Below are 17,645 nucleotides of genomic sequence, written 5' to 3'. Positions count from 1 at the left end.
TCACGGCTTGTCTGCGCGCGGCTGCGTGCGGCTATGGCTCGCTACCGTACGCAGAAAGTCGTCGACGCTCGGATAGCGCAGCCTGAAGCGCAACTCACGCTTCAGACGCGTGTTGACGAGACGCCGCGACTCGCGCATGAACGACAGCATCATCTCGCCGAGTTGCTGTTCCGCTTCGTCGCGTGCGATACGCGGCGCGCGCTCGATGCCGAATGCGTCCGCCACCCGGTCGAAGTACTCACCCATTTTCAGCGTTGTGTCGTCGGATGCGTGGATCACGCGTGACGATCGGCCGTGCGTCGACATGCGCAGCAGGATCGCGGCGAGATCGTCGGCGTGGATGTGATTCGTGTAGACGTCGTCGGCATCGACGAGCGCCGGGGTGTGTTTTTCCAGCCGCGCGAGCGGCAGCCGGTTGCCCGCGTAGATGCCCGGAATGCGTGCGATGCTCGCCGTGATTGCACGCCGAGTGGCCGCGCGCCGCAATTGCGTCTCCGCCGACACGCGGCGCTTCGCTCGCTCGTTGGCAGGCGCGACGGGGCGCGTTTCGTCGAGCCACGCGCCGCCGCAATCGCCGTAGACGCCCGTCGTGCTCGCATAGACGACGCGCGAACGCTGGCTCGGCCGATGCCCGGCCCGCGGAGCCGGATACCCCCCGTCGGGTACAATACTGGATGTTTTGCGTGCACGAATGCCGTGCTGCGCGCGCCGCAACCGCCCCGTCGCAAGATGACGGACACGCCGGACACGCGGTGCAGTCAGCGTGGCGATCAGCGCGCGCGTGCGCGTGTCGACGTCGCCTGTTCTTTGCGGAGGCGCGAGATGCAGGACGGTCGGCGCGAGACGCGCAAGACGAGCAAGGCTCGCGCGCACGTCGAGATCGCCGACGATCGGCGTGACGCCAGCCGCGCGCAGTTCGTCGCGGCGCTCCGCGTGACTGGTGAGCGCATAGAGACGCGCGCGTCCTTGCAGTTGCCGCACGCAGCGCATGCCGACATCGCCGCAACCGACGATCAGCACGCGCGGTCTGCGCAATTTTCGTGTCGCTTTCATCGTGGACGCATTGTAGCCGCGATCCACGGCACGCATTGGTTACCGACTTTCTGTATTCGAAGACTGAACGACTTATGGCATTCAATGTAACGCTCCGGCAAAGCGGCCGGCAGTTTCAGGTGGAACCCGACGAACCCGTGCTGACAGCCGCCCTTCGCCAGGGCGTCGGCCTGCCGTACGGCTGCAAGAACGGCGCATGCGGCTCGTGCAAGGGCGCGGTCGTCGGCGGCGAGGTCGAGCAGCGCGCGCATTCGTCGTCCGCGCTGTCGAACGACGAGAAGACGCGCGGCCTGGCGCTGTTGTGTTGCGCCACCGCTTGCACGGACCTCGAGATCGACATCCGCGAAGTGACGGGCATCGGCGACGTGCAGATCAAGAAGCTGCCGTGCCGCGTGAACGCAATCGAGCGCAAGGCCGACGACGTCGTCGTGCTGAAGCTGCAATTGCCCGCGAATGAGCGCCTGCAGTACATGGCGGGCCAGTACCTCGAATTCATCCTGAAGGACGGCAAGCGCCGCAGCTATTCGATGGCGAGCGCGCCGCACGCGGACGGTCCTGTCGAACTGCATATCCGCCACATGCCGGGCGGCGCGTTCACAGATCACGTCTTCAACACGATGAAGGAGCGCGACATCCTGCGCTTCGAGGCGCCGCTCGGCACGTTCTTCCTGCGCGAAGAGTCGGACAAGCCGATCGTGCTGCTCGCGTCGGGCACGGGCTTCGCGCCGCTGAAGGCGATCGTCGAGCATGCCGTGTTCAAGAACATCACGCGTCCGATGACACTCTACTGGGGCGCGCGCCGCAAGAAGGACCTGTACATGATGGAGCTCGCCGACCAATGGGCACGCGAGATTCCGAACTTCAAGTTCGTGCCGGTTCTCTCCGAACCGGATGCGGACGACGCATGGACGGGCCGCATCGGCTTCGTTCATCGGGCCGTCATCGAAGATCTGCCAGACTTGTCGGCGTATCAGGTGTATGCATGCGGCGCGCCTGTGATGGTCGAGTCGGCACAGCGCGATTTCACGCAGCATCATCGCCTGCCGGAAGACGAGTTCTATGCGGATTCGTTCACGAGCGCAGCCGATCTCGCGAACCCCGTCTGATCGTTGCGCAAGCACGCTTCGATTGTGAGAAACGGCCGGCAGTGCGTGAAGACATGCAAATTGCAGGTTTACACGGGCGCCGGCATTGTCGTATTCTTTCGCGCATGAACCGCATCCAGTCCGAACTTCGACGTCGCCGCTCGCTGCTCCCTTAGGGGCGCCGCTGGCTTCGTCACGGATTCGCGCGAACAACGCGCACGCAGTTCGAATCATGAAAGCCACGGCATGCCGTGGCTTTTTGTATTTCTGCCGTACCCGTCGTGCTTTTTTCTTTCCGTTGCTGGGCCATGTTGTCCAAGGCGGTTTTTCATCCCTGTTTGCCTGGAGCCTGTAGCCATGAACTTCAATGAGTATCCGATCGATTCGCTGATGTACATCACGAACCGGCCTGAAATCGTTTTCACGCACGGCAAGGGCTCATGGCTCTACGACAACACCGGCAAGCGATATCTGGATTTCATTCAGGGCTGGGCCGTCAATAGCCTCGGCCATTGCAACGACGGCGTGATCGAAGCACTCACGCAACAGGCGCGCACGCTGATCAATCCGTCGCCCGCGTTCTACAACGAACCGATGGCGAAGCTCGCGGGCCTGCTCACGCAGCATAGCTGCTTCGACAAGGTGTTCTTCACGAACAGCGGCGCCGAGGCAAACGAAGGCGCGATCAAGCTTGCGCGCAAGTGGGGCAAGAAGTTCAAGGGCGGTGCGTACGAGATCATCACGTTCGATCACAGCTTCCACGGCCGCACGATCGCGACGATGTCGGCAAGCGGCAAGCCGGGCTGGGACACGATCTATGCGCCGCAGGTGCCGGGCTTTCCGAAAGCTGACCTGAACGACATCGCGTCGGTCGAAAAACTGATCACCGACAAGACCGTCGCCGTGATGCTCGAGCCGATCCAGGGTGAAGGCGGTGTGCTTCCCGCATCGCGCGAGTTCATGCAGCAGCTGCGCGAGCTGACGAAGAAGCACAACCTGCTGTTGATCGTCGATGAAGTGCAGAGCGGCTGCGGCCGTGCGGGCACGCTGTTCGCGTACGAGCTGTCGGGTGTCGAGCCGGACGTGATGACGCTGGCGAAGGGTATCGGCAGCGGCGTGCCGCTGGGTGCACTGTTGTGCAAGAAGCATGTCGAGGTGTTTGAAGCGGGCGACCAGGGCGGCACGTACAACGGCAATCCGCTGATGACGGCAGCCGGCTATTCGGTGATCTCGCAACTGACGGCGCCTGGCTTCCTCGATGGCGTGAAGGCGCGTGGCGAATATCTGCGCACGAAGCTGCTCGAACTGTCTGCCGAGCGCGGCTTCGAGGGCGAGCGTGGCGAAGGTCTGCTGCGTGCGCTGCTGCTTGGGAAGGATATCGGCAACCAGATCGTCGAGAAGGCGCGTTTGATGCAGCCGGATGGGCTGTTGCTCAACGCCGCGCGTCCTAATCTGCTGCGTTTCATGCCCGCTTTGAACGTGACGACGGAAGAGATCGACCAGATGATGGCGATGCTGCGGTCGATTCTGGATACGCTGTGATTGGCGCGGCTTCCCTGTCGATCCGCGTGTTCGATGCGGCCGATACGGATGCCGTGATCGCGCTGTGGCTCGAAGCGTTTCCTGAGTATAAGGATGCGAGCCGGCCGCAGCGTAATCCGCATCTGTCGATCGCTAACAAGCTGGCTACGCAGCCTGAACTGTTCTTCGTTGCCGTGAAGGATGGGGGCATCGTTGGAACTGTGATGGCTGGGTATGATGGGCATCGAGGCTGGCTGTATTCGCTTGCTGTCGAGGCGGCGGCCAGGCGCCTTGGGATTGGGACTTTGCTTGTGCGGCATGCTGAAGCGGCGCTTACCGCGCGGGGGTGTCCTAAGGTGAATCTGCAGGTGCTGAGCGCGAAGGCCGATGTGCAGGCTTTTTATGAGTCGCTTGGGTATGTTGCTGATGCGGTGATTAGTCTTGGGAAACGGTTGGGGGCAGTGGCTTAGGTTTGGTTTTTTGGCTTCGCCTTTGTGCTGGCATCCGCGTTACGGTGTTTGCTGTTCACGCGTCGCCCCTGTGTGTTTGCCTTTTCGCTGGCATCCGCGTTTTGCCTTCGTGCTTCAAGCGTCGCCCCTGTGCGGGGCGGCACCTACTTTTCTTTGCCGCCGCAAAGAAAAGTAGGCAAAAGAAAGCGGCTAACACCGCCAACATTTCTTCTTGCCTGAGGGCCCCCAAGCGGTCCCACACTTCACACGGCAACGTCCTTGTTCGCGTGTGTTGCCAACGCGCTGAATGAGCGCCTCACCAACTTCAAACACCCGCACAAGGGCTAGCGGTAGCGAATGGTTTGTGCCGCCCAGGTGGCAAACTGTGTGTAGGTTGTCGCACCGCACAGGTGAGTGCTCTTACCAGAAACACCAACCTTGCTACTCAGTCCGGAGTGATGCGCGTATGGCGCGAAAGCCTACACACAGTTTGCCACCTGGGCGGCGGCGGAATGTCCGGCACGGCGTGCTGCGACGCGTGCACATGAAGCAGGTGAGGCGTACAGAGAGAGCGTTGGCAACGCACGTGAACAAGTGCGTTACCGTGTGAAGGACGGGGCCGTTGGGGGCCCTCAGGCAAGAACAAGAGTTAGCGGTGTTAGCCGCTTTCTTTTGCCTACTTTTCTTTGCGGCGGCAAAGAAAAGTAGGTGCCGCCCCGCACAGGGGCGACGCTTGAAGCACGAAGGCATAACGCGGATGCCAGCGAAAAGGCGAAGCCAAAACCAAAACCAATCAAAGCCCACGACAAAACAAAAAAGGCCACACGCCTGAACGTGCAGCCCTTCCTGTTAAAACAAAAAAACCAACCGCGAGAGTTACTCGCCGAGATACGCGGCCCGCACCTTCGGATCATGAAGCATCTGCTTGGCATCCCCCGACATCGTGACCATACCCGAATCCATCACATAACCGCGATCCGCAGCCTGCAAGGCAAGTCGCGCATTCTGCTCAACCAGCATGACCGTGATGCCTTCCTTGGAAATCTCGCGCACGACTTCGAAGATCTTCTCGACCATGATCGGCGACAGCCCCATCGACGGCTCGTCGAGCAGCAACAGCTTCGGCTTCGAGATAACCGCACGCGCCATCGCCAGCATCTGCTGCTCACCACCGGACAGCGTACCCGCCAACTGCGTCGCACGCTCCTTCAACCGCGGAAAGAACCCGAACATCCGCTCGACGTCCTTCTTGATCCCTTCATTATCGGTACGCAGATAAGCCCCCATCTGCATATTCTCGATAATCGACATACGCGCGAAGATCCCGCGCCCTTCCGGCACCATCGCGAGACCACGCTTCAGAAGCTCGTGCGCCGGCACGCCCTTGATCGACTGGCCCATGTACTCGATATCACCGGCCGAGTAAGGCTTCAGGCCCGTAATAGCCTTCATGGTCGTCGTCTTGCCCGCGCCATTGGCGCCGATCAGCGTAACGAGTTCGCCCTGCGCGATCTCCAGGTCAACACCCTTGACGGCCTGAATGCCGCCGTAGTTGACCTGCAGGCCCTTGATTTTCAACATTGCCGTAGCCATCAGTGGACCCCCGCACCCAGATAAGCCTCGATCACCTTCGGGTCCTTCTGCACGTCGTGCGGCAGACCTTCAGCGATCACCTTGCCATAGTCGAGCACTGTCATCCGGTTGCACAGGCCCATCACCAGTTTCACGTCGTGCTCGATCAGCAGGATCGTCTTGCCGTCCGCGCGGATCTTGTCGAGCAGCTTCGTCAGTTCGACCTTCTCCGTTGCGTTCATGCCGGCAGCCGGTTCGTCCAGTGCGAGCAGCTTCGGATCGGTTGCCAGTGCACGCGCGATTTCCAGACGGCGCTGGTGACCGTACGACAGGTTGCGCGACGTGTAGTCCGCGTACTGCAGCACGCCGACATACTCGAGCAGTTCCAGCGCGCGTTCCTTGATCTCGCGCTCTTCCTTGCGCTCAGCCGGCGTCTGGAACACGGCGCCCAGCAGACCGTGCTTCGTGCGCACGTGGCGGCCGACCATCACGTTTTCCAGCGCAGTCATGCCGCCGAACAGACGGATGTTCTGGAACGTACGCGCGATGCCCGCCTTCGCCACCTGATACACAGCCGTCGGCGTGTACGGCGTGCCGTCGAGCTTGAACTCGCCCGAGTCCGGCGTGTAGAGACCAGTAATCACGTTGAAGAACGTGGTCTTGCCAGCGCCGTTCGGGCCGATCAGACCGTAAATCGTGCCTTCTTCGATCTGAAGGCCCACGTCCGACAGCGCCTGCAAGCCACCAAAGCGCTTGTTCACGCCCTTTACGGACAGACGGATTTGCTTGTCGCTCATGTTTAATTCTCCTGTCCGTTAAGCGCGCACCGGCTTCTTGTTGCTGCGCTTGGCAATCTTCGCGATCTTGTCCTCGTGCTTCGGCGACGGCCACAGGCCTTCCGAGCGGTACAGCATGATCAGCACCATCGCGAGTGCGTAGACGAGCTGACGGATCACTTCCGTGTCGACGACTTCGTGACCGAAGATCAGGTGTTGCAGCGGACCCATCGTCGAGCGCAGGAATTCCGGCAGCACGGCGAGCAGCACCGCGCCGAGAATCACGCCCGGAATATGGCCCATGCCGCCCAGCACCACGGCCGCCAGCACGACGATCGATTCCGGCAGCGTGAACGATTCCGGCGACACGAAGCCCTGGAACATGCCGAACATCGAGCCCGACAGGCCGCCAAACGACGCACCCATCGCGAACGCGAGCAGCTTCACGTCACGGGTGTTGATGCCCATCGCCTTCGCGGCAATTTCGTCTTCGCGGATGGCGGCCCAGGCGCGGCCGATGCGCGAGTGCTGCAGACGCGTACACACCCAGATCACGAACAGCGCACACAGCACGAACACGTAGTAGTACGAGTACACCGACGGAATCGTCAGGCCGAACAGCGAGTGCGACTGCGAGAGGCTGAAATCGCCGAGATGAACGGGGTCGATGCCCGTGATGCCCTTCGGGCCGTTCGTGATGTTCGCCGGACGGTCGAGGTTGTTCAGGAAGATCCGGACGATTTCCCCGAAGCCCAACGTCACAATGGCAAGGTAGTCGCCACGCAGACGCAGCGTCGGCGCACCGAGAATCACACCGAAGAACGCAGCGACTGCCATTGCGCACGGCACGATGATCCAGAACGGCACGTGCAGCCCGCCCGGCGCGAGATGCGCGATCCATTCGAATTGCGACGACAGGTGCGGCGAACTCAACAATGCGGCCGTGTACGCGCCCACTGCGTAGAACGCGATGTAGCCCAGATCCAGCAGGCCGGCGAAGCCGACCACTACGTTCAGGCCTAGCGCGAGCATCACATACAGCATCGCGAAGTCGAGCACGCGGACCCAGTAGTTGCCGCCGGCGGTGCCGATGACGAAGGGCGCGGCGATCACGAACACGGCGGTGATGATGCCCACCACCAGCGTCTTCGTCATATTCCGTTCAGGGATGAGCGTCGTGGACGGCTCGATTGGTTGAATAGAGGTCATTGTGTTTGCTCCTTTCCCTTACGCACGATCCGCGACACGTTCGCCAAGCAGGCCCGACGGACGGAACACCAGCACGATGATCAGCACGATGAACGCGAACACGTCCTGATAGTTACTGCCGAACACGCCACCCGTGAGGTTGCCGATGTAGCCGGCACCCAGCTGTTCGATCAGACCGAGAATCACGCCGCCGACCATTGCGCCGCCGAGGTTGCCGATACCGCCGAGCACCGCCGCCGTAAATGCCTTGAGGCCGGGAATGAAGCCCATATAGAAGTGCGCGTTGCCGTATTCCGACGCGATCATCACGCCCGCCAGCGCCGCCAGCGCCGAGCCGATCATGAACGTCGCCGAGATCACGAAGTTCGGGTTCACGCCCATCAGCGAGGCGACACTCGGGTTCTCGGCGATCGCGCGCATCGCGCGGCCGAGCTTCGTCCTGTGCACGAGGAGCAGCAGGCCCGCCATCACGAGGAACGCGACGACGATGATCACGATTTCAGTCATCGAGATCACGGCGCCCGGCGTCGTGTCGGTGGCCTTGATCACGTTCAGCGGATCGGTCGGCAGGAGCTGCGGGAACGGCAGCGGGTTGCGCGACCAGATCATCATCGCGAGCGTCTGCAGCAGGATCGACACGCCGATCGCGGTGATCAGCGGGGCGAGACGCGGCGCCTTGCGCAGCGGCCGGTAAGCCACGCGTTCGATCGTGTAGCCCACCGCCGCGCAGACAATGGCCGCTATGACCAGCGCGATACACAGCGTCGGTATATTGCCGAGACCGGGAAAGTGGTTCTGCAATACCCCGATACAGGACAGGGCAACCATCGCCCCGACCATCAGGATGTCGCCGTGCGCGAAGTTGATGATGCCGAGAATGCCGTACACCATCGTGTAGCCCAGTGCGATGATGGCGTAGACGCTGCCAAGCACCAGTCCGTTGAGAACCTGCTGGATGAAAATATCCATTTAATGCTCCTTAGCCCGTGCGACTGGATTCGCGCGCTTCATCTGCCGGTTGGCACTGATGCTTCACGCAAATCGCAACGGCACTGCGGGTACTGATGTAAAAGACCGGTAAGGGTTATCTTCGTCGAGCGTCTGTAGCCACCGGGTTGCAGCGGCCCGCGCGCTCGACGCGGATGCAAAAACGGCACCGTCGGATGGTCCGGTGCCGTCAGGCTGTACGTCCCGTCATTACATCTTCACGACGTCGAGGACCGCTTTCTTGCCGTCCTTGAAGTCGTAAAGCGTAATCGCGCCTTCTTTCAGGTCGCCCTTGTCGTCGAATGCGATGTGACCGATTACACCTGTGTAGTCAGTCGAGGGCATCGCAGCGAGCACCTTGGGCGGCTCGATCGAATTGGCGCGCTTCATTGCGTCGACGATCACGTATACAGCGTCATACGTGAACGGCGCGTAAATCTGCACCGGCGTGTGGAAGCGTGCGTCGTACTTCTTTTCGAAGTCCGCTCCCCTTTCCATCTTCGAAAGCGCAAGTCCTGCTTCCGAACACACGAGGTTCTGAACGGCACTGCCCGCCAGTTCCCCCACCTTGTCGGTGCACACGCCGTCGCCGCCAAGGATTTTTGCCCTGATCCCGAGCGCCGCTGCCTGTTTCGTGAACGGCCCGCCCGTTGCATCCATGCCGCCGAACATGATGGCGTCCGGCTGGGCACTTTTAATCTTTGTGAGGATGGCCCGGAAATCCGTGGCCCGGTCATTGGTCGCCTCGCGCGCGACGATCTTCGCGCCGCCCGCTTCCGCCGTCTTCGCGAATTCGTCAGCAAGACCCTTGCCATACGCAGTCGCGTCGTCGACCACGGCGATCCGTTTCGCGCCGAGGGACTTCGTCGCGTAGTTCGCCAGCGCCGGACCTTGCTGCGCATCGGTCGCGACAACCCGGTAGGTCGTCTTGAAGCCTTGCTGCGTATAGGCCGGATTCGTCGAGGATGGCGATATCTGCACAATGCCCGCGTCGCTATATATCTTCGAGGCCGGAATCGACACACCCGAATTCAGGTGCCCGACTACGGCAACTACATGATCGTCCACCAACTTCTGCGCGACCTGCGTACCCGTTTTCGGATCGCCCGCATCGTCCTGCGCGTCGAGTTGCAACTGGATCTTGCGGCCGTCGATGGTCAACCCCTGCGTATTGATCTCTTCAATAGCGAGACGCGCCCCGTTTTCATTGTCCTTGCCCAGATGTGCAATGCCGCCCGTCAAAGGGGCCGCATGACCGATCTTCACGACAGTCACTTCGCTTGCGCTCGCCGCCGACACTGCCACCGCTGCCGACGCACTCTTGTCCGCCTCGCCTTCGTTCTTTTTGCTGCACGCGGTCAACATCGCAACAGCGGCCGCGATGGACACGGCACAAGCAAACTTGACTCGCATTAAATAGGTCTCCTGCGCCTTGCTAAATCTGGCGTCCCGAGGCGTTCAAGGCCTGAGAACGGGCGCATTGTAACTCCAATTTTGCGACGGGCAATATTGTTGGAGGCGCAGGGTTTTCCTGCATTGCAACCGTGCTGCGAGGCCCTTAGCGGCTGATCATCGCAACCTGGTTGCGCCAGTTTTCCGTGCATCAGTTGCACCACTGCTGACGCCTTGCAGCATCAGATGTTGCAGAGATTTCGCTGCGAGCCCGATGCTGCGGACTTCGGCATATCCATCTGTCTCAATATTATGTTAGTCCTCAAATGCACCGTATTTGTGCGCTTGTCCGCACATCAACGCAATTGTCTGGCGAAAAACGGGGCGCGATCGGTCTCATTCACCCAAATTACGCCCCGGAAAACAAAAAGAATGTTCGCCTCGACACCGTCCCTGGTTTGTTTTTCGGTGATATGGCACCGTTTTTATGATGATTTCTGATGTGCAAAGGCAATAAAAAAGCGCGCCCGCGGCGCGCTTTTTCAGTTGGGGACAGGTCTTCAGGCGGGCAAACCGAGCCCGCGCGGCAGTGGAAACGCAATGTTTTCCTCGATGCCTTCCAGCGCGCGCACGTTGCGCACGCCCAGCTCGCGCAGACGGCCGATCACGGCCTGAGCCAGTGCTTCCGGCGCCGACGCGCCCGCCGTCACGCCGATGCGGCGCTTGTCGGCAACCCACGCGGGATCGATCTGATCCGGCGAGTCGACCATATAGGAAGGGACGCCGAGCTTTTCGGCCAGTTCGCGCAGCCGGTTGGAGTTCGAGCTGTTCGGGCTGCCGACGACGATCACCACATCGCACTGCGGCGCCATGAACTTGACGGCATCCTGGCGGTTTTGCGTCGCGTAGCAGATGTCCTGCTTCTTCGGTTCCTTGACGTTCGGAAACTTCGCCTTCAGCGCGGCAATGATCTGCGCGGCGTCATCCACTGACAGCGTGGTCTGCGTCACGTAGGCGATGCGCTCAGGGTCGGCGAGTTGCAGCGCCTGCACGTCGTCGATATCTTCGACGAGATACATGCCCTCGGCCGTCTGTCCCATCGTCCCTTCGACTTCGGGGTGGCCCTTGTGGCCGATCATCACGATGTCGAAGCCTTCCGCGCGCATCTTCGCGACTTCGATGTGAACCTTGGTGACGAGCGGACAGGTCGCGTCGTACACGCGCAGGCCGCGCTCGTCGGCTTCGGCACGCACGGCCTTCGACACGCCATGCGCGCTGAAGATCACCGTGCTGCCCGACGGCACTTCGTCCAACTGCTCGATGAAGATCGCGCCCTTCTTGCGCAGGTCTTCGACGACATACGCGTTATGAACGATTTCGTGACGCACGTAGATCGGCGAGCCGTACAGCTTGATGGCGCGTTCGACGATCTCGATCGCCCGATCGACGCCGGCGCAGAATCCGCGCGGCTGCGCAAGCAGGATTTCAGCTTCGGCGAGAGTCGTGTCCGTGATGCTCATGTTTACAGGATCCCGATGATTTTGACTTCGAACGTCAGCGCCTGGCCGGCGAGCGGATGGTTGAAATCGAAGAGAGCCGAGGTTTCACCCACTTCCTTCAGCACGCCCGCATAGCGACCGCCGCCCGGCGCATTGAATTCGACTAGATCGCCGGGAGAAAAATCCTCGCCGATCATCGCGTTTTCGCGCAGCGTGGCCAGCGACACGCGCTGGATCAGCTCCGGGTTGCGCGGGCCGAATCCCTGACCCGGCTCTAGCTGAAAGGTCGAATGGTGGCCCACCTTCAATCCCAGCAGAATGTCTTCCAGCGGCGGCGCCAGTTGGCCCGCGCCCAGCAGCAGCGTAGCGGGTTTGTCGTTGAAAGTGCTGACGATCTCGGCGCCATCGGCAAGCGAAAGCCGGTAGTGAAGTGTGATGTGCGAACCGGGTTTCACTTCGGAGATGTCGATGATGCTCATGCGGTACTCGTTCGGTCGTGGCGCGCGGCGCACAAACGCAGCGGCGCGGGTCGCGCGCATGGCGGGCCCATGCCATGCCGGGGGCGCCGTGCGCAAAGGATCTATTGTAAGCCACATATCCCGAGCCGGCTGGAACGTTGCTGCGCGGCGCGTCGTCGCCGCTTCATCCGAAATTCGAAGGACACAGCCATGAACGACACGATAGTCATGCCGCGCTCCGCGGCAGAAAAGCCTCCGATACGCCGTCCGCAGCCCGCGTGGCCGACCCGCGACATGCCGCGCGAGCGGCTGCTCGAGGCCGGCCCGGCGGCGCTCTCCGAAACCGAACTGGTCGCGCTCGTGCTCGGCTCCGGGCTACCCGGCCACAATGTCTTCGACGTCGCGCGCTCGCTGCTGGGGCGCTTCGGCTCGTTGCGCGCGATGCTCGACGCGACGCCCGAAGACTTCGACGGCGTGCGCGGCGTCGGCCCGGCCAAGCGCGCGCAACTGCTGGCAATCATGGAGATGGCGCGGCGCGCGCTCGCGGAAAAGATGCGCGAGCGTCCGCTGATCGACTCGCCCGAAGCCGTCGAGGACTATTTGCGGCTGTTGATCGGCTCGCGGCCGTACGAGGTGTTCATCTGCCTCTTTCTGGACACCCGGCACCGGCTGATCCGCTCGGAAGAAAACTCGCGTGGCTCGCTCACGCGCATGGCCGTATACCCGCGCGAGATCGTTCGGCGCACGCTGTCGGTCAATGCGGCAAGCCTGATCGTCGCGCATAATCACCCGTCCGGCGCCGTCAAGCCGAGCGCCAGTGACCGCCAGCTCACGCGCGTGCTGCGCGACACCCTCGCACTGATCGACGTGCAACTGATCGACCATCTGGTGATCGGCGCGAACGAGACGTTTTCTTTCGCGCGCGCGGGCTGGCCATGAGCCGCAGCGCAATGAGCACACAGCGGGAAAGGCGCGGGCGGCGGCGTTGCGCATCCGTCCTGTCCGTCGCAAATAAGGTTTGATATTTCGGCTTTTTTTCTGCTAGAATTTCGATTTGCCTCTTTCCAACCCCTGTTCCGAAGCCTCAAGGCCTTTCCGGAAAGCGAGAGATTAAGTCGGCTACGGCTTGGTTCTTATGTTTTCCCGGGAAACTTCACGGCGTTCCGAACTCAGAATTAGCGTATTAGGAGTGCTCTCATGGCACGCGTATGCCAAGTAACTGGGAAAGCGCCGATGAGCGGCAACAACGTTTCCCACGCCAACAACAAGACCAAGCGTCGTTTTCTTCCGAACCTGCAGAACCGCCGTTTCTGGGTTGAAAGCGAAAACCGTTGGGTGCGCCTCCGCGTCTCGAACGCCGGCCTGCGCCTGATCGACAAGAACGGTATCGACACCGTGCTCGCAGATCTGCGCGCACGTGGCGAAGCCTAAGGAGTAAATCATGGCCAAGGGCGCACGCGACAAGATCAAGCTGGAATCGACCGCTGGTACGGGTCACTTCTACACGACGACGAAGAACAAGCGCAACATGCCGGAAAAGATGGAGATCATGAAGTTCGATCCCGTCGTCCGTAAGCACGTGGCGTACAAGGAAACGAAGATCAAGTAATCTGGTCTTCTACCTGTCGAAAAAGCCCCGCACCATGCGGGGCTTTTTGTTTTCCGGCTACCGGCTTTGCGGTGGCCCTCTTCACCATCCCCTCCTCTTGCGACGCGCGCGCAATAGCCTACGCCGATCGGTCAGCTTTTCCTCGGCGGTTTCAACGCGTATGCTGTTCTGTTTCCCAATCGAACGGTCTTGGCGGCGCTCGCCGCACCGGCCGCGCAATACGACGGAGAGAGGAGATGAATTTCGATGTAGCGATTGTCGGCAGCGGACTGGCCGGTTTGAGTGTCGCGCTGAATCTCGCGCAGACGCGGCGCGTCGCCGTGATCGCCAAGCGTTCGCTGACGGAGGGCGCCAGCGACTGGGCGCAAGGCGGCATCGCCGCCGTGCTCGATTCTGCCGATAGCGTCGAGAATCACGTCGACGACACGTTGATCGCCGGCGGCGGCTTGTGTGATGAAGCGGCGACGCGCTTTATCGTCGAGCATGGCCGCGAGGCGATTCAATGGCTGATCGACCAGGGCGTGCCGTTCACAAAGGACGACGCCGCCGAGCTCGGCTTCCACCTGACGCGCGAAGGCGGCCACAGCCATCGGCGCATCATCCACGCCGCCGATGCAACGGGCCACGCCGTCGTCGCGACGCTGAGCGAGCGCGTGCGGCAACATCCGAACATCACGCTGCTCGAAGACCACTACGCGATCGACCTGATCACCTCGGACCGGCTCGGCCTGCCGGGACGCCGCTGTCACGGCCTCTACGCGCTCGATCTCGCGAGCGGCCGCACCGTCACCATCGAGGCGCCGCATACTGTGCTCGCCACGGGCGGCGCGGGCAAGGTCTACCTGTACACGACTAACCCCGACACCGCGACGGGCGACGGCATCGCAATGGCCTGGCGGGCCGGTTGTCGCGTGTCGAACATGGAGTTCATCCAGTTTCACCCGACATGTCTGTTTCACCCGTACGCCAAGTCCTTTCTGATCTCAGAGGCTGTGAGAGGAGAAGGCGGCATTCTTAAGCTGCCCGACGGCACGCGCTTCATGCCGGCTCACGACGAACGCGCCGAACTGGCGCCACGCGATATCGTTGCGCGCGCGATCGACTTCGAAATCAAGAAGCGCGGTATCGACTGCGTGTATCTCGACATCAGCCATCAACCGCCAGAATTCCTGCGCGAGCACTTCCCGACCATTCTCGCGCGCTGCCTCGAGTTCGGCATCGACATCACGAAAGAGCCGATTCCCGTCGTACCCGCGGCGCACTACACGTGCGGCGGCGTCGTCACGGATCTCGCCGGGCGCACCGATCTGACCGGGCTTTACGCTGTCGGTGAAACGTCGTGTACCGGCCTGCACGGCGCGAACCGGCTCGCGAGCAATTCGCTGCTGGAGTGCCTCGTGATCGGTCGCTCGGCCGCGCAGGCGATCGAAGAAGAAGGCTTCGGCGCAGCCGTGCATGCGCCGCTGCCCGATTGGGACGAGAGCCGCGTGTCCGATCCCGACGAGGAAGTCGTCGTCGCGCACAACTGGGACGAACTGCGCCGCCTGATGTGGAATTACGTCGGTATCGTGCGCACGGACAAGCGGCTCGCGCGCGCGAAACACCGTCTGACGTTGCTGCGCGACGAAATCCACGAGTACTACGCGAACTTCAAGGTGAGCCGCGATTTGCTCGAACTGCGCAATCTGGTCGATGTGGCGTCGTTGATCGTCGAAGGCGCGCGTTCGCGGCGCGAGAGCCGCGGGCTGCACTACAGTCGTGACTGGCCGAACGCGCTGCCCAAGGCGCTGCCAACCGTACTTTCGCCGGAGCGTGTGCCGAACCGCAACGTGTAGCCGTCGCGTGCGCGCATGAAAAAAGCCATCGCCAGTCTGACTGGCGATGGCCTTTTGCTTGAGTCGTTTAACTGCGGCGTATCAAACGATGCGCATCGAGAAATCCGTTGCCCGCACGTCCTTGGTCAACGAACCGACAGACACGCGATCGACGCCCGTCTCCGCAATCTGCCGGACCGTGTCGAAGTTCACACCACCGGACACTTCGAGCACCGCGCGACCTGCCGTGATCCGCACGGCGTCGCGCATCATGTCGAACGAGAAGTTGTCGAGCAGAATCGACTGCGCGCCGTGTGCGAGCGCGGATTCCAGTTGTTCCAGCGTTTCGACTTCGATCTGGATCGACACACCCGCATTCAGTGCGAGCGCCGCCTGCATCGCCGCGCCGACGCCGCCCGCCGCCGCGATGTGATTCTCCTTGATCAGAATGCCGTCGTAGAGCGCGAGACGCTGGTTTGCGCCGCCGCCCACGCGCACCGCGTACTTCTGCGCGAGACGCAGACCGGGCAGCGTCTTGCGCGTATCGAGCACGTGTGCACGAGTATGCGCGATCGCATTGGCGAACTTGCGCGTCGCGCTCGCCACGCCGGACAGCATCTGCAGAAAATTGAGGCCGTTGCGTTCAGCCGTCAGCAGCGAGCGCGCCGGGCCGCGCAGCGTGCACACCACGGAATCTGCCGCCATGCTGTCGCCCTCGCGATAGCGCCATTGCACGTCGATGCGTGGATCGACGCGGCGCATCACTTCGTTGAACCACGGCACACCGCACAGCACAGCCGCCTCGCGCACGATGATGCGCGCGTCGCGCATTTCGTCAGCGGGAACGAGCAGGCCCGTCAAGTCGCCGCTGCCGACATCTTCCTCAAGCGCATCGCTGACATTGCGCGCGATCGCGGCAGCAAACGCTTCGCCGTACTGCGCCTCGATTTCCGCGAAGAGCGGCGATACCGCGTCCTTCATCTCCTGTTGGTCATTCGCGCCCATCAAGCGGCTCCAACGTTAGAGAACAGCGCCGTATCGCGCGCGAGATCGCCGCTCGTCTGCACGCGCTTCTTGTGACGCGCGGCGAAATCGAGCATCCGGTCGATCGGCAAACGCGCGCGCTCGCCGAGCGACGGGTCGACAAAGATTTCGTTGTGGCCGCGCTCCAGCACATCCGCGAGATTACGCAAGCCGTTCATCGCCATCCACGGACAATGCGCGCAGCTCTTGCACGTCGCGCTGTTGCCGGCCGTGGGCGCTTCGATGAAGGTCTTGCCAGGCGCCGCGAGCCGCATCTTGTGCAGGATGCCGAGGTCCGTCGCGACAATGAAGTGCGTCGCGTTGCTGTTCTTCGCGGCGTCGATCAGTTGAGTCGTCGAGCCGACCACATCCGCCAGTGCAACCACGCTTTCCGGCGACTCCGGATGCACGAGCACTTTCGCGTCCGGATATTCGGCGCGCAGCAGATCGAGCTCGACGCCCTTGAATTCGTCATGGACCAGACACGAGCCTTGCCACAGCAGCATGTCGGCGCCTGTCTTCTTCTGGATATAGCTGCCCAGGTGACGGTCCGGCGCCCAGATGATCTTTTCGCCGCGAGCGTGAAGATCAGCAACGATTTCCAGCCCGATCGACGACGTCACCATCCAGTCGGCTCGCGCTTTCACCGCCGCACTCGTATTCGCGTAGACGACGACAGTGCGGTCCGGATGCGCATCGCAGAAAGCGGAAAATTCGTCGACAGGACAGCCGAGATCGAGCGAACAGGTTGCGTCCAGATCGGGCATCAGAATGCGCTTGTTCGGGCTGAGAATCTTCGCGGTTTCGCCCATGAATCGCACGCCGGCAACGACCAGCGTCTGCGCGTCGTGATCGCGTCCGAAGCGCGCCATTTCAAGCGAATCGGCCACGCAACCGCCCGTCTCATCCGCGAGTTCCTGCAGTTCCGGATCGACGTAGTAGTGCGCGACGAGCACCGCCTTTTCACGCTTGAGCAAGCCGCGAATACGCTCCTTCAGCGCGAGCCGTTCCTGCGTCGACGGTGCGTCGGGCACCTTCGCCCAAGCCTGTCCCACACCGCAGGCCGCGCCTTGCGGACGGTCGTACTCGACGCTCCTGATCGCCTGATTCATGATCTCCTCTGCCCTGCTGATTCCGCCGCCGACAGCCATTTCGGCGGCCCAAAAAGAAAAACCCCGCCAACGCGGGGTTTTGTGAC

General features: G+C 61.9%; 17 protein-coding genes. 7 read left to right on the top strand and 10 right to left on the bottom strand.

Going from position 1 to position 17,645, the window contains the following annotated elements:
* Window positions 1-1,053, bottom strand: coding sequence for an NAD-dependent epimerase/dehydratase family protein (locus C2L64_RS03290; RefSeq protein WP_090836118.1), 1,053 nt, complete (start codon window positions 1,051-1,053; stop codon window positions 1-3).
* A gap of 74 nt (window positions 1,054-1,127) precedes the next feature.
* Here C2L64_RS03290 and C2L64_RS03285 point away from each other — a divergent pair, with 74 nt between their 5' ends.
* The 3 genes from C2L64_RS03285 to C2L64_RS03275 all read left to right on the top strand — a co-directional run bounded on the left by C2L64_RS03285 (window position 1,128) and on the right by C2L64_RS03275 (window position 4,129).
* Window positions 1,128-2,159, top strand: coding sequence for a CDP-6-deoxy-delta-3,4-glucoseen reductase (locus C2L64_RS03285; RefSeq protein ID WP_007747548.1), 1,032 nt, complete (start codon window positions 1,128-1,130; stop codon window positions 2,157-2,159).
* A gap of 336 nt (window positions 2,160-2,495) precedes the next feature.
* Window positions 2,496-3,680, top strand: coding sequence for an acetylornithine transaminase (locus tag C2L64_RS03280; protein ID WP_086918040.1), 1,185 nt, complete (start codon window positions 2,496-2,498; stop codon window positions 3,678-3,680).
* Window positions 3,677-4,129, top strand: coding sequence for a GNAT family acetyltransferase (locus tag C2L64_RS03275; RefSeq protein WP_007747552.1), 453 nt, complete (start codon window positions 3,677-3,679; stop codon window positions 4,127-4,129). The genes C2L64_RS03280 and C2L64_RS03275 overlap by 4 nt, the downstream gene beginning before the upstream one ends.
* Before the next feature lie 855 nt (window positions 4,130-4,984).
* Here the strand turns inward: C2L64_RS03275 and C2L64_RS03270 are convergent.
* From C2L64_RS03270 to C2L64_RS03240, 7 genes are all read right to left on the bottom strand, one after another.
* Complete coding sequence (locus C2L64_RS03270) at window positions 4,985-5,701, bottom strand: ABC transporter ATP-binding protein (protein ID WP_007749228.1); 717 nt, start codon at window positions 5,699-5,701, stop codon at window positions 4,985-4,987.
* Complete coding sequence (locus C2L64_RS03265; protein WP_007586207.1) at window positions 5,701-6,477, bottom strand: ABC transporter ATP-binding protein; 777 nt, start codon at window positions 6,475-6,477, stop codon at window positions 5,701-5,703. The genes C2L64_RS03270 and C2L64_RS03265 overlap by 1 nt, the downstream gene beginning before the upstream one ends.
* 18 nt (window positions 6,478-6,495) lie before the next feature.
* The gene (locus tag C2L64_RS03260; RefSeq protein ID WP_090836088.1) at window positions 6,496-7,665 is read right to left on the bottom strand and encodes an ABC transporter permease subunit; all 1,170 of its coding nucleotides are present in this window, start codon (window positions 7,663-7,665) and stop codon (window positions 6,496-6,498) included.
* A gap of 18 nt (window positions 7,666-7,683) precedes the next feature.
* Complete coding sequence (locus C2L64_RS03255) at window positions 7,684-8,634, bottom strand: branched-chain amino acid ABC transporter permease (RefSeq protein ID WP_007586210.1); 951 nt, start codon at window positions 8,632-8,634, stop codon at window positions 7,684-7,686.
* Between the two features lie 228 nt (window positions 8,635-8,862).
* A complete protein-coding gene (locus C2L64_RS03250) occupies window positions 8,863-10,065 on the bottom strand; it encodes a branched-chain amino acid ABC transporter substrate-binding protein (protein ID WP_086918246.1) in 1,203 nt (400 codons plus the stop codon).
* Window positions 10,066-10,604: 539 nt separating this feature from the next.
* Window positions 10,605-11,564: a 4-hydroxy-3-methylbut-2-enyl diphosphate reductase gene (gene ispH, locus C2L64_RS03245; protein WP_007749222.1), complete on the bottom strand. Its 960-nt coding sequence runs from the start codon at window positions 11,562-11,564 to the stop codon at window positions 10,605-10,607.
* 2 nt (window positions 11,565-11,566) lie between these two features.
* Complete coding sequence (locus C2L64_RS03240) at window positions 11,567-12,022, bottom strand: FKBP-type peptidyl-prolyl cis-trans isomerase (protein ID WP_007586223.1); 456 nt, start codon at window positions 12,020-12,022, stop codon at window positions 11,567-11,569.
* 207 nt (window positions 12,023-12,229) lie between these two features.
* On the opposite strand from C2L64_RS03240, the gene radC reads away from it, so the two are divergent.
* The 4 genes from radC (at window position 12,230) to nadB (ending at window position 15,445) form a co-directional block, all read left to right on the top strand.
* The gene (gene radC / locus C2L64_RS03235) at window positions 12,230-12,940 is read left to right on the top strand and encodes a RadC family protein (RefSeq protein WP_244144499.1); all 711 of its coding nucleotides are present in this window, start codon (window positions 12,230-12,232) and stop codon (window positions 12,938-12,940) included.
* Between the two features lie 258 nt (window positions 12,941-13,198).
* Entirely contained in the window at window positions 13,199-13,432 is a 234-nt protein-coding gene (gene rpmB / locus C2L64_RS03230) for a 50S ribosomal protein L28 (RefSeq protein ID WP_007586227.1), read from the top strand.
* A 10-nt stretch (window positions 13,433-13,442) separates the two neighbouring features.
* Entirely contained in the window at window positions 13,443-13,610 is a 168-nt protein-coding gene (gene rpmG, locus C2L64_RS03225) for a 50S ribosomal protein L33 (RefSeq protein WP_007586229.1), read from the top strand.
* A gap of 236 nt (window positions 13,611-13,846) precedes the next feature.
* Window positions 13,847-15,445 (top strand): L-aspartate oxidase, encoded by a 1,599-nt coding sequence (gene nadB / locus C2L64_RS03220; protein WP_007586230.1) that lies wholly within the window; start codon window positions 13,847-13,849, stop codon window positions 15,443-15,445.
* 81 nt (window positions 15,446-15,526) lie between these two features.
* Here the strand turns inward: nadB and nadC are convergent, their stop codons facing one another.
* The gene (gene nadC / locus C2L64_RS03215; RefSeq protein WP_090836086.1) at window positions 15,527-16,429 is read right to left on the bottom strand and encodes a carboxylating nicotinate-nucleotide diphosphorylase; all 903 of its coding nucleotides are present in this window, start codon (window positions 16,427-16,429) and stop codon (window positions 15,527-15,529) included.
* Window positions 16,429-17,559 carry a quinolinate synthase NadA gene (gene nadA / locus C2L64_RS03210; protein ID WP_090836117.1) on the bottom strand — a complete coding sequence of 377 codons (1,131 nt, stop codon included), beginning with the start codon at window positions 17,557-17,559 and terminating at the stop codon, window positions 16,429-16,431. Before nadA ends, nadC begins: the two co-directional genes overlap by 1 nt.
* Window positions 17,560-17,645: the final 86 nt, after the last annotated feature.

This window comes from Paraburkholderia hospita, from assembly GCF_002902965.1.
Lineage (GTDB): Bacteria > Pseudomonadota > Gammaproteobacteria > Burkholderiales > Burkholderiaceae > Paraburkholderia > Paraburkholderia hospita.
This window is presented reverse-complemented; position numbering and strand designations above follow the sequence as displayed.

Excerpts from the sequence above, each read along its gene's own strand:
- C2L64_RS03290 (WP_090836118.1), bottom strand. The coding sequence starts at position 1,053 with ATGAAAGCGACACGAAAATTGCGCAGACCGCGCGTGCTGATCGTCGGT.
- C2L64_RS03285 (WP_007747548.1), top strand. The coding sequence starts at position 1,128 with ATGGCATTCAATGTAACGCTCCGGCAAAGCGGCCGGCAGTTTCAGGTG.
- C2L64_RS03280 (WP_086918040.1), top strand. The coding sequence starts at position 2,496 with ATGAACTTCAATGAGTATCCGATCGATTCGCTGATGTACATCACGAAC.
- C2L64_RS03270 (WP_007749228.1), bottom strand. The coding sequence starts at position 5,701 with ATGGCTACGGCAATGTTGAAAATCAAGGGCCTGCAGGTCAACTACGGC.
- C2L64_RS03265 (WP_007586207.1), bottom strand. The coding sequence starts at position 6,477 with ATGAGCGACAAGCAAATCCGTCTGTCCGTAAAGGGCGTGAACAAGCGC.
- C2L64_RS03260 (WP_090836088.1), bottom strand. The coding sequence starts at position 7,665 with ATGACCTCTATTCAACCAATCGAGCCGTCCACGACGCTCATCCCTGAA.
- C2L64_RS03255 (WP_007586210.1), bottom strand. The coding sequence starts at position 8,634 with ATGGATATTTTCATCCAGCAGGTTCTCAACGGACTGGTGCTTGGCAGC.
- C2L64_RS03250 (WP_086918246.1), bottom strand. The coding sequence starts at position 10,065 with ATGCGAGTCAAGTTTGCTTGTGCCGTGTCCATCGCGGCCGCTGTTGCG.
- ispH (WP_007749222.1), bottom strand. The coding sequence starts at position 11,564 with ATGAGCATCACGGACACGACTCTCGCCGAAGCTGAAATCCTGCTTGCG.
- C2L64_RS03240 (WP_007586223.1), bottom strand. The coding sequence starts at position 12,022 with ATGAGCATCATCGACATCTCCGAAGTGAAACCCGGTTCGCACATCACA.
- radC (WP_244144499.1), top strand. The coding sequence starts at position 12,230 with ATGCCGCGCTCCGCGGCAGAAAAGCCTCCGATACGCCGTCCGCAGCCC.
- rpmB (WP_007586227.1), top strand. The coding sequence starts at position 13,199 with ATGGCACGCGTATGCCAAGTAACTGGGAAAGCGCCGATGAGCGGCAAC.
- rpmG (WP_007586229.1), top strand. The coding sequence starts at position 13,443 with ATGGCCAAGGGCGCACGCGACAAGATCAAGCTGGAATCGACCGCTGGT.
- nadB (WP_007586230.1), top strand. The coding sequence starts at position 13,847 with ATGAATTTCGATGTAGCGATTGTCGGCAGCGGACTGGCCGGTTTGAGT.
- nadC (WP_090836086.1), bottom strand. The coding sequence starts at position 16,429 with ATGGGCGCGAATGACCAACAGGAGATGAAGGACGCGGTATCGCCGCTC.
- nadA (WP_090836117.1), bottom strand. The coding sequence starts at position 17,559 with ATGAATCAGGCGATCAGGAGCGTCGAGTACGACCGTCCGCAAGGCGCG.